The organism is Streptomyces sp. NPDC057623 (genome assembly GCF_042800355.1).
In the GTDB taxonomy this organism is placed as follows: Bacteria; Actinomycetota; Actinomycetes; order Streptomycetales; family Streptomycetaceae; genus Streptomyces.
The window spans coordinates 150,005-164,212 of record NZ_JBHVGZ010000012.1 but is presented as its reverse complement, the minus strand read 5'-3'; the positions used below and the strand labels follow the sequence as shown (position 1 = coordinate 164,212).

Sequence of the window (14,208 nt, the reverse complement as noted above, 5' to 3'; positions counted from 1 at the left end):
TCGCACGTCCGTGGCGCCGTCGCTCACTCCGTGTGGCGGCGGCGTACCCACATCGGCAGCGCGAACCAGCACAGCAGGTACCAGACGACCACGCCCGAGACCAGCCAGGGGACGAAGCCGTCGTGCGTGGCGACCCGCAGGATGAGCAGGAGCGAGGACGCCGTCGTGGCGAGGAGCAGGATCAGGCCGACGAAGGTCAGCCGGGAGGCCCACCGCACGGCCTGCGGCTTGATGCGTCGCCCGGCCACCAGACGGTGCAGGGACACCGGGCCGATCAGCGCTCCGGTGGCGGTGGCACCCAGCACGACCGTCACGATGTAGATCGTCTGGTCCGTGTCGCTCAGCGTGTCGTACTTCGGCGTGAAGACGACCGTGAGCAGGAAGCCGAACAGGATCTGGACGCCCATCTGGGCCACCCGGACCTCCTGGAGGATCTCGCCCCACATGCGGTCGGCGCGTTCCTCCTCGCTCTCGTCGCGTCCTGTCCGTCTCTCCTTCTCGGCCATGCGGAACGGGTAACCCCGCCGTTGAACTCTCAAACGAGCAGGCGCCGGGAGCAGCGCGATGCCGCTCCCGGGCCGCCCGCGTCTACCAGCGGTTCTCCACCTGCTCCTTGATCCGCCGGTCGTAGAGGTCCCGGATCGCGGTGAGGGTGTCCTCGGACAGCTCCGGCAGCGCGGCGGCGGCCGCGTTGGCGCGGGCCTGCTCGGGCGAGCGGGCGCCCGGGATCACCGTGGTCACACCGGGCTGCTGGATGAGCCAGCGCAGCGCCAGCTGGGCCGGAGTGAAGCCCTCGGGGGCCAGGGCGGCGAACTCGACGGCCGCCTCCACACCGGACTCGTAGTCGACGCCGGAGAAGGTCTCGCCCTGGTCGAACGACTCGCCGTGCCGGTTGTAGGTGCGGTGGTCGTTCGCGGGGAAGACGGTGTCCTTGGTGTACTTGCCCGACAGCAGGCCGGAGGCCAGCGGCACGCGCGCGATGATGCCGACGCCCGCCTCCTGAGCGGCGGGCAGCACCTCGCGCAGGGGCTTCATGCGGAACGGGTTGAGGATGATCTGCACGCTCGTCACGCCGGGGCGGGCGATGGCGGCCAGCGCCTCCGCACAGGTCTCCACGCTGACGCCGTACCGGGCGATGCGCTCCTCCGCGACGAGGGTGTCCAGGGCGTCGTACACCTCGTCCGTGGAGTAGACGGGCGTCGGCGGGCAGTGCAGCTGGACCAGGTCGAGGCGGTCGACGCCGAGGTTGCGTCGCGAACGGTCGTTCCAGGCACGGAAGTTGTCGAGAACGTAGTTCTCGGGGATCTGGTCGACGCGGCGGCCCATCTTGGTCGCCACGAAGATGTCCAGCTCGGGCCTGCCGCGCAGGAACGTGGCGATGGTCTGCTCGCTGCGCCCGTCGCCGTACACGTCGGCCGTGTCGAAGAAGGTCACCCCCGACTCGACCGCCGCCTCCAGCACCGCCAGGGCTTCCTTGTCGTCGACGTCTCCCCAGTCGGCGCCCAGCTGCCACGTCCCCAGTCCGACGACGGATGTCCGCTGGCCCGACCTACCGATTACACGCTCGTCCATGGCGTCAGTGTGTCATTCGTGATCCTCTTGCGTGGAACAGGCCCCTCCGCCCCGTTACCTGTGAATCCATCACTCACACGAGTGAATCAGTTCGACAGGCCCGCGATGGCTGTCAAGCCGGTCCCTAGCGTGAGCCCGTGACCGACGACTTCACCCGCAGGGGCTTCCTCCGCGCCGCCGCGCTGGCGGCCGCACCGACTCTTCTCCCGGCGGATCCGGCCGTCGCCGCCCAGGAGTTGCCGGACTTCCCGACGGACGTGGCGCTGTACCGCTCGGCGTACCGCAACTGGGTCGGCGAGATCACCGCCGACGGACTGTGGGCCTGTGCGCCGGACGGCCCGGAGCAGGTGCCGGCCGTCGTCAACTGGGCCTGGCGGCACGGCTGGAGGGTGCGCGCCCGGGGTTCCTCGCACGGCTGGTCACCGCTGACGATCACGCCGGGCACGGGGTCGGACGCGCCGGTCCTCCTCGTGGACACCGCCTCCCGTCTCACCGGCCTGGCCCTGGAGTCGCCGACCTCCGTGCGGGCCGGCGCCGGCGTCACGCTGGAGGCCCTGCTCGGCTATCTGGAGGAGCGCGGCCTGGGCGTCACCGCCGCGCCCGCGCCCGGCAACCTCACGCTCGGCGGCGCCCTGGCCATCGACGCGCACGGCACCGCCGTACCGGCACAGGGCGAAGAGCGGCTGCCCGGGCACACGTACGGCTCGCTGAGCAATCTCGTGCTGTCGCTGACCGCCGTGGTCTGGGACGAGGCCAGTGGCGCCTACGTGCTGCGGACGTACGACCGTGCCGAGCCGGACTGCGCCGCCCTGCTCGCCCATCTGGGCCGCGCCCTGGTCACCGAGGTCGTGCTGCGCGTGGGCGCGAACACCAACCTGCGATGCGTCAGCCGGACGGACATCCCGGCCGGCGAGCTCTTCGCCGCGCCCGGCGGCGACGGACGCACCCTCGCGAGCTTCCTCGACCGGGCCGGGCGCGTCGAGGCGATCTGGTTCGCCTTCACCGAGCTCCCGTGGCTGAAGGTGTGGAGCGTCTCCCCCACCCGGCCGCTGGCCTCGCGGCATGTGCGCAGGCCGTACAACTACCCGTTCTCCGACAGCGTCCCGACCCCGGTCGCGGACCTGGTCGGGCGGATGGTGTCGGACGGGGCCTGGTATCTGGCGCCGGTGCTCGGCAACGCGCAGTACGACGTGGCCGCGCTGGGACTGGTGGCGACGCTGTCGGCGGACCTGTGGGGGCCGTCCAAGAACACGCTGCTGTATCTGCGGCCGACGACGCTGCGGATCGCCACGAACGGCTACGGGGTGCTGACCGGCAGGGACCAGGTGCAGCGCGTGGTCGCCGAGTTCACCTCCTTCTACCGGGAGCGGCTCACGGCGTACGCCGAGCGGGGGCAGTTCCCGGTCAACGGGTCGGTGGAGATCCGGGTGACGGGCATCGACGATCCGACGGACGTCGGCGTGGACGGGGCGCGCACGCCGCTCCTGTCGGCGCTCAGGCCGCGCGCCGACCGTCCCGAGTGGGACACGGCCGTGTGGCTGAACATCCTGACGCTGCCCGGGACCCCTCACGCGGAGGCGTTCCTGAGCCAGATCGAGCGGTTCCTGCTGCGCACCTTCGACGGCGAGTACGCCCAGACGCGGGTCGAGTGGTCGAAGGGCTGGGCCTACACACGGGACGCCGCCTGGAGCGACGGCGAGGTGCTGGGCACGGCCGTGCCCGGCACCTTCGGGGAGGACGTGTGGGGCGTGGCCTCCGGGACCCTGGACCGGCTCGACCCGCACGGCGTGTTCGGCAACGCCTTCCTCGACCGGCTGTTCCGGTGAGACGCGGTCCAGGAGCGGCTATTTGCCGGAGGCCAGGGCCCTGGCGTGCACGGTGCGCGCGACCTTCAGTCCCACCCAGTGCTTGAGGCGGCGCCACGCCTGTGACTGCCCGGCCGCCCGGTCGAGCCGGTAGTACAGCTGCGGCGGCACGTAGGGCAGCAGCGGCGAGTGGCGCTGGCCGAGCAGGGCGAACATCTGCTGCGGTGGCAGATGGATGTAGCGGGGCAGGTTCTCGTACCACCGGGCGCTGTAGTGGGCCGCGCTCTGGATGGACAGCAGGGCCTGCTGACGCTCCTGTTGGTAGTGGGCGAGGGCCTGTGGGAGGCCGGTGTGTTCGTGCAGCGCGCCAGCGAGGGCGGCGGCGTCCTCCACGGCCAGGGTGGTGCCGGCGCCGATGGAGTAGTGGGTGGTGTGCGCGGCGTCGCCCAGCAGGACGAGGTTGCCGCGGTACCAGGTGCGGTTGGTCAGGGTGCGGAAGGTCTGCCACTGCGCCTTGCCGTCGGCGCCGGAGCGGCCCATGAGGGGGTGGCCGTCGAGGACGCCGGCGAAGATCTTCTCCAGCACGGCGAGGGCGTCGGCCTCGGACGCGGTGTCGAAACCGAGGCCGGTCCAGGTCTCGGGGGCGCATTCGACCACGAAGGTGCCGGCGTCGGCGCCGAAACCGTAGCCGTAGCACCAGATCCAGCCGTGGCCCGACTCGACGAAGGAGAAGGTGAAGGCCTCGAAGATCTTGCTGGTGCCGAGCCAGATGTAGCGGTTGCGGCCGGCCTTGGCCTCCGAGCCGAAGTGGTCGGCGTACCGGGTGCGCAGGGCGCTGTGGACGCCGTCGCTCGCCACGACCAGGTCGGCGGCGGGCAGGTTCCCCGGCGTGATCTCCTGCTCGTACTCCAGCCGTACGCCCAGCGAGCGGGCGCGTTCGGCGAGGATCTCCAGCAGCTCATGGCGGCCGATGCCGTAGCCCGCGTCGCCGGGCCGGCGGGTCGTCCGGCCCCGGACGTGGGCGACGCCCTCGCTCCAGCGGACCGAGTTCTCCTCGATGGCGCGAGCGGAGACGGGGTCGTGCTCGCACAGCCTGTCGAGCAGTCCGCGCCAGTACGTGACGCCCCAGCCGTAGGTGGAGCCCTCCGGGTTGCGCTCGTAGACGGTGACGTCGTGGGCCGGATCCCGCAGCTTCAGCAGGATCGAGAGATACAGGCCGGCGGGCCCACCACCGATGCAGGCGACCTTCACACGCACCCCTAGAAATGGTCTAAAACGGTCATATCACCTCGCAGGGTAGCAAGGCCGGGGTGCTCAGCCGTGACATTCCGGATCGCGCCAGTTTCGACAGGTGAGACAGACCACAGGCGGCCCACTCGCCCGCGAAGGACCGTCCGGAACGCGATGCGAAGAAGAAGGAATTCCCCCTTCCGGGCCCCCAGAGCATGCCCCATGGCAAGATCATCTTCGTTCAAACGTGCACGACATGTGGCCACTTGTCCGGATCGGAGCCAACCGCTCCCCGCCGATTTCTCCCGCTCTCGTCCGGCCCGATAGGCATGCGGAGTCGTCAACCGAACAAGCCCAGGAGGTCCGCATGCCGGAACTCAGCCGTCGCCGTGCCCTCACCGCCGCGGCGGTCCTCGCCACCGCGGCCGGCGTCCCCACGGTCACCGCCCTCACCGCGTCCGCCGCCGGACCCGACCACCACGGCCCGGCGCCCTTCGACGAGGTCTACCAGGGCCGCCGGATAGAGGGCCGGCCCGCCGCGGGCGGCGGCCACCACCATCACGGCGCCGGATACGCCGTGTTCGTCGACGGGGTGGAGCTGCATGTGATGCGCAACGCCGACGGCAGCTGGATCAGCGTCGTCAGCCACTACGACCCGGTGCCCACCCCGCGGGCCGCCGCCCGCGCCGCCGTCGACGAACTCCAGGGCGCCGCGCTTCTCCCCTTCCCCGCCAACTGACCCGCCCCACCCGTACTTTGGAGCACGCCCGACCATGACCGTCCGCAAGAACCAGGCCCTGCTGACCGCCGACGAGAAGCGCCGATTCGTCGCCGCCCTCCTGGAGTTGAAGCGCAGCGGCCGCTACGACGCGTTCGTCACGACACACAACGCCTTCATCGTCGGTGACACCGACAACGGGGAGCGCGTCGGCCACCGTTCACCGTCCTTCCTGCCCTGGCACCGCAGATTCCTGCTCGAGTTCGAGCGCGCGTTGCAGGAGGTGGACGCCTCGGTCGCGCTGCCGTACTGGGACTGGAGCGCCGACCGCTCGATACGGTCCTCGCTGTGGGCGCCCGACTTCCTCGGCGGCACCGGACGCAGCCTCGACGGGCGGGTCATGGACGGACCGTTCGCCGCGTCCACCGGCAACTGGCCGATCAACGTCCGTGTCGACGGCCGTACGTATCTGCGCCGCTCACTCGGCACCGCGGTACGGGAGTTGCCGACCCGGGCCGAGGTGGAGTCCGTGCTCGCCATGCCGACGTACGACATGGCGCCCTGGAACAGCGCGTCGGACGGTTTCCGCAACCACCTGGAAGGCTGGCGCGGCGTCAATCTGCACAACCGGGTCCACGTCTGGGTCGGCGGACAGATGGCGACGGGCGTGTCGCCGAACGACCCGGTGTTCTGGCTGCACCACGCCTACATCGACAGGCTGTGGGCGGACTGGCAGCGGCGGCACCCCGGCTCCGGCTATGTACCGGCCGCCGGGACACCGAACGTGATCGACGTCAACGACACGATGAAGCCGTGGAACGACGTGCGCCCCGCCGACCTGCTGGACCACACCGCGCACTACACGTTCGACGCGGCCTGAGGTGCGCGGGGCTCGCCGTCATGCCTCCGCCGTGCGGCACTCCGGGTGGCCCCAGCCCTGGGCGTTCTTGCTGATGGGCTCGCCCGCCGCATAGCCGCGCCCGCAGAGGCAGCGGCCCGGGAACTTGGCCTTGATGGTGCGCGAGGAGCTGCCGTTCTTGCGGGGCGCCGCCGTCTTGCGACGGGGGGCCTTGGCCGGGGTGTCCGGCGAGGGCGGCGGCTCCGGGGAGCCGAGGCCGCTGCCGGCGGGCTCCTGCACGACGGCGGCCTGGCTGGCGGCGCGGTCGGCGAAGTCGTTGAGCGGGTCGCCGTCGACCTGGTGGGCAGGGACGTAGCGGAACTCGACCGTGCGTCCGTCGAGCAGTTCGTCGATGCGCACGACCAGGTCCTGGTTGGCGACCGGCTTGCCGGCGGACGTCTTCCAGCCGTTGCGCTTCCAGCCGGGCAGCCAGGTGGTGACGGCCTTCATGGCGTACTGCGAGTCCATGCGGATCTCCAGCGCCACGCCGGGGTCCGTCGCCGTGAGCAGCCGTTCCAGCGCGGTCAGTTCCGCGACGTTGTTGGTGGCCCTGCCGAGCGGTCCCGCCTCCCAGCGGGCCGGGGTCTCCGTCTCGTCGGCGATGACCCAGGCCCAGGCCGCCGGCCCGGGGTTTCCCTTCGAAGCCCCGTCGCACGCGGCCACAACACGTTCACCCATGCGCCGATCATGCCATGAGCGGGCCGGGCGCCCGGTCACGGAGTCGGGTCAGGAGACGTCGCTGAGCTTGGGCATCTCGCCCTCGGTCGTGTTGGTGTCGATCACCGAGAAGTTCGCGCCCTGGGGGTCGCTCAGTGCGGCGAAGCGGCCGAACGGGCTGCTCATCGGGCCGAAGCGCAGGACGGCGCCCAGCTTGGTGGCCTTGGCGACGGCGTCGTCGCAGTCGGGGACGTTGAAGTACACGTTGATCCACGGCGGGATGTCCTGCGGGAAGTCGTCCGTCATCCTCATCCGGCCCAGGGCCATGGTCCCGCCGCCGAGGGAGTAGAGGCGGAAGTCGATCGCGTCGTCCTCCATCTGCTGCTGCCCGTAGCCGAAGACGGCGGGGAAGAAGGTGTCCGACTTCTCCGGCTCGCGGGTGAAGATCTCCGCCCAGCAGAAGGCTCCGGGCTCCCGCATCTCCGCGTCGAAGCCCTCGTGGGTGCCGGCCTGCCACACCCCGAAGACGACGCCGCCGGGGTCGCGGGCCAGGCACATGCTGCCGAAGTCGCCGACCGCCATCGGCTCCATCAGGATCTCGCCGCCGTTCTCACGGATCCGCACGGCGGTGGCGGCGGCGTCGGGGGAGGCGAAGTAGAGGCACCACTGCGACTGGCCCTCCTGGCCCGGCATGGGCGGGACGACGGCGGCGGCGGCCTTGCCGTTCGCGTAGGCCTGGGTGTAATTGCCGTACTCCGACGACTCCTCGCCGAACGTCCAGCCGAGGACGTCGCCGTAGAAGCTCTTGGCCCCCTCGATGTCGGTGAACATCGCGTCGGCCCAGACGGGGGTTCCTTCAGGTTTCACGGCCATGACTGCGGCCCTCTCCCGGATCGGTGAGTTGTCCGGATTCTTACGCTAGCCACCGGGGAGTCGGGTCGCGCGCCGAATGCCGGGTTCCGTTCCAGACTGGGGGGAACGGCGACTCGGCCGGCGGACGGGACACGGCATGGCGGACGGGACGATGCGCGCGTGGTCGGTGGTCGAGCCGGGGCCGGTCGAGGCGGGGTCGCTGCGCCTCGTCGAGAGGGCGGTCCCGGTGCCGGCGGACGACGAGCTGCTCGTGCGCGTGCGGGCCTGCGGAGTGTGCCGTACGGATCTGCACGTCACCGAGGGTGACCTGCCGGTCCACCGGGCGGGTGTGACGCCCGGGCACGAGGTCGTCGGCGTCGTCGCGGGGTTCGGGGCGGCGGTGAACGGCTTCGGCGTCGGTGAGCGGGTCGGGGTGGCCTGGCTGCGGCGGACCGACGGCACCTGCGGCTACTGCGCGCGGGGCGCGGAGAACCTGTGCCCCGCCTCGTCGTACACGGGCTGGGACGCCGACGGTGGATACGCCGAGTACACGACCGTGCCGGCCGCGTTCGCCTACCGGCTGCCCGGCTCCCTGGACGACGTCTCGTGCGCGCCGCTGCTGTGCGCCGGGATCATCGGGCATCGCGCCCTGCGCCGTTCGGCGCTGCCGCCGGGCGGGCGGCTCGGGCTGTACGGCTTCGGGGGCAGCGCTCATCTGTGCGCGCAGGTGGCGCTGGCCGAGGGCGCCACCGTGCACGTCCTCACCCGCGGGGCGGCCGCGCGCAGGCTCGCGCTCGACCTGGGTGCCGCCTCGGCGCGCGACGCGTACGAGATGCCGCCGGAGCCACTGGACAGCGCGATCCTGTTCGCGCCGGCCGGTGAGCTCGTCCCGGTGGCCCTGCGGGCCCTCGACCGGGGCGGAACGCCGGCGATCGCGGGCATCCACCTCACCGACGTCCCGGCCCTGCGCTACGAGGGCGAGCTCTTCTACGAGAAGCAGCTGCGCAGCGTCACCTCCAACACCCGCGAGGACGGCCGCGAGTTCCTGGCGCTCGCCGCCGCACACGCCGTACACGCCACGACCCACACCTATCCGCTGTCGCGCGCGGACGAGGCGCTGCGGGATCTGCGGGCAGGCCGTTTCGAGGGGGCGGCCGTACTGCTCAACGACCTGCTCTGAGGCTTGTGCGCCCCTCGCGCCCGCACATCGGGGCGAGCGCGACCGGCGGGAAAGCACGGGCGCGTGTGCCCTCTGCCTCCAGGGAGTGTTTGCACCACCCGGGTGATCAAACCGCCCCCTTCACGCCGTACCGGGCCCACCACCGGCGCTGTTTGGCTTGTCCCTGCGGCGCGTACGGCTCACCCGTGCCAGGAGGCACATCTCGTCACGCGCCCAGAGGTTGCCGTCGTCACCCATCAGTCCACTCGTCGTCACCGACCACTTTGCTCACTCCTGATCACCCTCCAGGGAGAGATACGTGTCCGTACCCGAGAGCGTCACCGGACCCGCAGCCGACGACCCCGCCCCCTCAGCCGACGGACAACTCACCAGTCTCAGCACCCATGCGGCACGCCAGCTCGCCACGACCACCAAGTCCGAACCGCAGATGCAGGCCATCTCCTCGCGATGGCTGCTCAAGATGCTGCCGTGGGTGGACGTCAAAGGCGGCACCTACCGCGTCAACCGGCGTCTTCAGCTCCGCGTGGGCCGTGGCCGGGTGCAGTTCGAACAGAACGGCGCCTATGACATCAAGGTCATCCCCCAGACGCTCACCGAACTCCCGGTGCTGCGCGGCTACTCCGACATCGACGTCCTGAAGGAGATCGCGACCCGTTTCCGGGTGCGTGAGGTCCGGGCCGGCCAGGTCCTCGTCGAGGCCGGGCAGCCGGTCACGGACGCCTACCTCGTGGTGCACGGCCGGTTCACCCGTTTCACCGAGGGCAAGTACGGCGAGGAGGAGATCGTCGGGGTCGTCACCGACGGCGACCAGATCGGCGACGAGGCCATCGGCCGGCCCGACCCGCTGTGGCTGAGCTCGGTGCGGGCCGAGACCGCGGCCGTCGTGATGGCGCTCCCGTGGTCCGTGGTCGCGGAGTTCACCGACCGGGTGCCGTCCCTGGCGGCGCACCTGGCGGCCTACGGCGAACGCCAGCACCTGCCCATGAACCGCAAGGGCGAGGCCGACGTCCCGATGCAGGCGGGCCATGTCGGCGAGCCGACGATCGGTGGCGGCTTCGTCGACTACGACCTCGCACCCCGCGAGTACGAGTTGTCGCTCACCCAGACCGTGCTGCGCGTCCACACCAGGGTCGCCGACCTCTTCAACGACCCGATGAACCAGACCGAACAGCAACTCCGCCTGACCGTCGAGGAGATCCGCGAACGACAGGAGTGGGAGCTGGTCAACAACCGGGAGTTCGGGCTGCTGCACAACGCCGACTACGGGCAGCGCATCCCCACCTTCTCCGGGCCGCCGACCCCGGACGACATGGACGAACTGCTGTCGATGCGCCGCAAGACCAAGTTGTTCATCGCCCATCCCAAGGCGATCGCGGCCTTCTTCCGGCAGTGCAACCGGCGCGGTCTGGTGCCGGGTACGGCGAATGTCGACGGGCACGAGATCCCCGCCTGGCGCGGTGTCCCGATCTTTCCGTGCAACAAGATCCCGATCAGCCCGCAGCACACCAGCAGCATCATCGCGCTGCGCACCGGGGAGGGCGACCAGGGCGCCATCGGGCTGTACCAGACGGGGATCCCGGAGGAGTTCCAGCCGGGCCTGAACGTGCGGTTCATGGGCATCGACGCCAACTCGATCATCCGTTACCTCGTCACCGCCTACTACTCGATGGCCATCCTGGTCCCCGACGCGGTCGGCATCCTGGAGAACGCCCAGGTCGGCCGGACGGCCGAGTGACCGCGTGGAGCACCCGATGAGCGCGTCCTCCCTCACCCCCGGCTTCGCACTGCCGGGCCCGCCGAACATCGCGAGCACCTTCGGCACCCGGCGGCGCGGCGGGGCGATCCCCGGGCTCCAGTACCGGCAGGTCGCCCCTGCCGACCCCGAGAAGGCCGCGGAGGTCGACCGCAGGCTGGAGGACTGGGCCCGGCGTCTCGATCTGTTCCCCGAGGCGTGGCAGGGCGACTTCTCGGGGTTCCAGTTCGGGCGGGCCGTGGTGCTCCAGCATCCGGAGGCTCTCGATCTGGAACGGCTGACGGCCGCCGGCGAGTTGCTGCTCGCCGAGAACGTCGTCGACTCCTGCTACTGCGAGGAGGACGAGGGCCGGGGCGGTTCGCGCCGGGGCCTCGGGGGCCCGCTGATCATGGCCCAGTCGGCGCTCGACCCCTACCACGGGATTCCCGAGCTGGAGGAGGAGTGGCGGGAGGGCGTGCGGGCCGACGGGCCGCTGCGTTCGTACCACTTCGCCCTCCAGGACTACGCCGCCTTCGCCACCCCGAGCCAGACCGACCGTTTCGTCCACGACATCGCCCGACTGCACCTGGGCTATCTCGCGGAGGCCGCCTGGATGGAGACCCGGTACGTCCCGCGGGTCTGGGAGTACCTGGTGATGCGGCAGTTCAACAACTTCCGCCCCTGTCTGTCGATCGTGGACGCCGTGGACGGCTACGAGCTGCCCGAGGCGGTGTACGCCCGCCCCGAGATCCAGCGGATCACGGCGCTGGCCTGCAATGCCACCACGATCGTCAACGACCTGTACTCCTTCACCAAGGAGCTGGCGAGCGACCCCGACCATCTGAATCTGCCGCAGGTCATCGCCGCGAACGAGCACTGCGGGCTCAAGGCGGCCTATCTGAAGGCCGTCGAGATCCACAACCGGATCATGGAGGCGTTCGAGGAGGAGTCGGCCCTGCTGGCCGCCACCTCGCCGCTCGTCGAGCGCTACGTCCGCAGCCTGTCCGACTGGGTGGCCGGCAACCACGAATGGCACGCCACCAACAGCCACCGCTACCACCTGCCCAACTACTGGTAAAGCGCGACCGAATGACAGAGCGTCATAAGCACCAGCACAAGGAGTCACCGTTGACCATCGCCCCCGAAGCCGGCACCAAGGCAGCCCAGGTGCCGACCCAGTCGACGTACCAGACCCGTGTCGCGGACTACTGGAACGCCGAGGAGAACCCGGTCAACCTCGAACTCGGAAAAGTCGACGACCTCTACCACCATCACTACGGCATCGGGGCCGCCGACCGCTCGGTGCTCGATGAACCCGACCCCGAGCTGCGGCGGGAGCGCATCACCACCGAACTGCACCGGCTGGAGCACGCCCAGGCCGAACTTCTCGCCGACCGTCTCGGCCCCCTGTCCCCCGCCGACCGCGTCTTCGACGCCGGCTGCGGGCGCGGCGGCGGCAGTGTCACGGCGCATCTGCGCTACGGCTGCCACGCCGACGGCGTCACCATCTCGGAGAAGCAGGCCGAGTTCGCGAACGCCCAGGCCCGTAAGCGGGGCATCGACGGCCGGGTGCGCTACCACCACCGCAACATGCTGGACACCGGGCTCAAGTCCGGGGCGTACGCCGCCTCCTGGAACAACGAGTCCACCATGTACGTCGAGCTCGACCTGCTGTTCGCCGAGCACGCGCGGCTGCTGCGCCGCGGCGGCCGCTATGTGACCATCACCGGCTGCTACAACGACACCTACGGGCAGGCCTCCCGAGAGGTGTCCCTCATCAACGCCCACTACATCTGCGACATCCACCCGCGCTCGGAGTACTTCCGCGCGATGGCCCGCAACCGGCTCGTCCCGGTCCATGTGGAGGACCTCACCGAGGCGACCATCCCCTACTGGGAGTTGCGCAGCGAGGCCGAGCACCTGGTGACGGGGATCGAGGAGACGTTCCTGAACGCGCCCCGAAACAGCGACTTCCGGTACCGTTGAATCGAGGGGGACCGTGTCGGACCGACGGCCGTCAGCGCGACGGAAGGTCTCGTGTCGGCTGTGGTGTTCCATGGCCAACCCGGGTCTTCCGCCTCGGTCCCGGCTGTGCTTGCCTGGGGAACCGTTTTCGGTGCCCGGGGCGGGAGTTCCCTATGCGGAAGCCGTGGATCGTGGGAGTGCTGGCAGCAGTCGTGCTGCTCGGTGCGTGCGGGGACCCGGCGTCCGGGCCCGAGGCCGCGCCGCCCCCGGACGTACCGCGGGCGTCGGTCACCACGCACCAGCGGGCGCCCGCTGCACCGAGCGCGAGCACGGACGCGAGCGCCGCCGTGAAGGCGCCCACCGTGCTGTACCTGGGCGACTCGCTCGCGATGGAGGCGCAGAAGGTGCTCGGGCAGGAGCTGCGCCGCGGCTCACGGGTGACGTACACGAGCGCCCCGTACTCGGGAACCACCCTGTGCGACTACCTGGAGGGCACCGGCGAGCGGTCCCTCGTGCCGGTGGCGGACAAGGCGGCCGCCCTGGTGCGCCGGGTGCGGCCGGACTTCGTGGTGCTTCAGTTCTGGGGCAACGCGTGGGGCTACACACCGTGCATGGACGGGATCACCCACGACGCCTCGCCCGAGAGGTACTTCAAGCGGTACGCGGCCGACATGGAGCGGCTCGCCGACCAGATCGCCGCTGCCGGGGACGCCCGGATCGTCTGGGTGTCGCAAGGCCCGGACCCGATCACTCCCGACCGGGTCCGTCGGGTCAACGCGCTCTACGAGAAGCAGGCCGGCGCCTCGGGCGACCTGGTCGCCGCCGCCGGGGAGGCGGTGAGCGCGGCCGGGGCGCGCTACTCCTGGGTGCGGTACCTGCCGTGCACCGCGTACGAGCGCGCACACGCCGGGTACTGCACCCAGGCGGGCCGCGACCGGACGGCGCTGCACCGCGACGACGACTACCTGCACTTCTGTCTGGCGCCCACGACCTCGACGCCGAAGCCGTGCCCGGTCCGCTCCCCCGGGATCCTGCGGATCGCCCAGGCGATCACCCGGGTGATCCGCGAGAACCCGTAGGCCGGGCTCACTCGCCCGCGTAGGCCTTCTCCAGCGCGGCGATGTCGAACTTGCGCATCGCCATGAACGCCTTCGTCACGCGGGCCGCCTTCGCCGGGTCCGGGTCGGTGACCATCTCGTCGAGCCGGTCCGGGACGACCTGCCAGGACATGCCGAACCTGTCCTTGAGCCAGCCGCACGGGCCGGGCTCGCCGCCGTTCTCGGTGAGCCTGGCCCAGTAGTAGTCGATCTCCTCCTGGTTCTCGCAGAAGATCATGAAGGAGGTCGCCTCGGTGAACTTGAACTGGGGGCCGCCGTTGAGCCCGAGGAACCTGTGGCCGTTGGCCGTGAACTCGACGGTCATCACGCTGCCCGCGGGCTGCATCGCGCCCTCGGGATAGCGCGCGACCTTGCCGACGCTGGAGTTCTTGAAGACCGAGACATAGAAGTGGGCGGCCTCCTCCGCCTGGCCGTCGAACCAGAGACACGTGGTGAAACCGTCGGTTGCCATGAGTACCTCCTGGGCGTGTGAACGCTGTCA

Annotated in this window: 14 protein-coding genes; 8 read left to right on the top strand and 6 right to left on the bottom strand. The window is 70.6% G+C overall.

Translation table 11 applies throughout. The features are described from left to right. Positions 1-23 precede the first annotated feature (23 nt). Together ACFU95_RS15725 and ACFU95_RS15720 are read right to left on the bottom strand one after the other, a co-directional pair. Positions 24-506 carry a DUF6328 family protein gene (locus ACFU95_RS15725; RefSeq protein ID WP_383827419.1) on the bottom strand — a complete coding sequence of 161 codons (483 nt, stop codon included), beginning with the start codon at positions 504-506 and terminating at the stop codon, positions 24-26. A gap of 82 nt (positions 507-588) precedes the next feature. Next, complete coding sequence (locus ACFU95_RS15720) at positions 589-1,572, bottom strand: aldo/keto reductase (protein WP_383827416.1); 984 nt, start codon at positions 1,570-1,572, stop codon at positions 589-591. 137 nt (positions 1,573-1,709) lie between these two features. Between ACFU95_RS15720 and ACFU95_RS15715 the strand changes: the two genes are divergently transcribed. Beyond that, the gene (locus ACFU95_RS15715; protein ID WP_383827414.1) at positions 1,710-3,398 is read left to right on the top strand and encodes a cholesterol oxidase substrate-binding domain-containing protein; all 1,689 of its coding nucleotides are present in this window, start codon (positions 1,710-1,712) and stop codon (positions 3,396-3,398) included. A gap of 18 nt (positions 3,399-3,416) precedes the next feature. Here ACFU95_RS15715 and ACFU95_RS15710 read toward each other — a convergent pair whose 3' ends face one another. Then, positions 3,417-4,634, bottom strand: coding sequence for an FAD-dependent monooxygenase (locus tag ACFU95_RS15710; protein ID WP_383827412.1), 1,218 nt, complete (start codon positions 4,632-4,634; stop codon positions 3,417-3,419). A 340-nt stretch (positions 4,635-4,974) separates the two neighbouring features. On the opposite strand from ACFU95_RS15710, the gene ACFU95_RS15705 reads away from it, so the two are divergent. Next, the gene (locus ACFU95_RS15705) at positions 4,975-5,346 is read left to right on the top strand and encodes a tyrosinase cofactor (protein ID WP_383827410.1); all 372 of its coding nucleotides are present in this window, start codon (positions 4,975-4,977) and stop codon (positions 5,344-5,346) included. A 34-nt stretch (positions 5,347-5,380) separates the two neighbouring features. Next, the gene (locus ACFU95_RS15700; RefSeq protein WP_383827408.1) at positions 5,381-6,205 is read left to right on the top strand and encodes a tyrosinase family protein; all 825 of its coding nucleotides are present in this window, start codon (positions 5,381-5,383) and stop codon (positions 6,203-6,205) included. An 18-nt stretch (positions 6,206-6,223) separates the two neighbouring features. Here ACFU95_RS15700 and ACFU95_RS15695 read toward each other — a convergent pair whose 3' ends face one another. After that, the gene (locus ACFU95_RS15695) at positions 6,224-6,901 is read right to left on the bottom strand and encodes a ribonuclease H (protein WP_383827406.1); all 678 of its coding nucleotides are present in this window, start codon (positions 6,899-6,901) and stop codon (positions 6,224-6,226) included. Positions 6,902-6,949: 48 nt separating this feature from the next. Continuing rightward, complete coding sequence (locus ACFU95_RS15690; RefSeq protein ID WP_383827404.1) at positions 6,950-7,753, bottom strand: VOC family protein; 804 nt, start codon at positions 7,751-7,753, stop codon at positions 6,950-6,952. Positions 7,754-7,904: 151 nt separating this feature from the next. On the opposite strand from ACFU95_RS15690, the gene ACFU95_RS15685 reads away from it, so the two are divergent. The 5 genes from ACFU95_RS15685 to ACFU95_RS15665 all read left to right on the top strand — a co-directional run bounded on the left by ACFU95_RS15685 (position 7,905) and on the right by ACFU95_RS15665 (position 13,688). Then, entirely contained in the window at positions 7,905-8,912 is a 1,008-nt protein-coding gene (locus ACFU95_RS15685; protein WP_383827508.1) for a zinc-binding alcohol dehydrogenase family protein, read from the top strand. Between the two features lie 298 nt (positions 8,913-9,210). Further along, on the top strand, positions 9,211-10,647 hold the full coding sequence (locus ACFU95_RS15680) for a family 2B encapsulin nanocompartment shell protein (RefSeq protein ID WP_383827402.1): 1,437 nt from the start codon (positions 9,211-9,213) through the stop codon (positions 10,645-10,647). 16 nt (positions 10,648-10,663) lie between these two features. Then, on the top strand, positions 10,664-11,722 hold the full coding sequence (locus ACFU95_RS15675; RefSeq protein WP_383827400.1) for a family 2 encapsulin nanocompartment cargo protein terpene cyclase: 1,059 nt from the start codon (positions 10,664-10,666) through the stop codon (positions 11,720-11,722). Positions 11,723-11,772: 50 nt separating this feature from the next. Next, complete coding sequence (locus ACFU95_RS15670) at positions 11,773-12,630, top strand: geranyl diphosphate 2-C-methyltransferase (protein WP_383827398.1); 858 nt, start codon at positions 11,773-11,775, stop codon at positions 12,628-12,630. Positions 12,631-12,782: 152 nt separating this feature from the next. Beyond that, the gene (locus ACFU95_RS15665; protein WP_383827396.1) at positions 12,783-13,688 is read left to right on the top strand and encodes an SGNH/GDSL hydrolase family protein; all 906 of its coding nucleotides are present in this window, start codon (positions 12,783-12,785) and stop codon (positions 13,686-13,688) included. A gap of 7 nt (positions 13,689-13,695) precedes the next feature. Here ACFU95_RS15665 and ACFU95_RS15660 read toward each other — a convergent pair whose 3' ends face one another. Beyond that, positions 13,696-14,178 carry a VOC family protein gene (locus tag ACFU95_RS15660; RefSeq protein ID WP_383827394.1) on the bottom strand — a complete coding sequence of 161 codons (483 nt, stop codon included), beginning with the start codon at positions 14,176-14,178 and terminating at the stop codon, positions 13,696-13,698. Positions 14,179-14,208 lie beyond the last annotated feature (30 nt).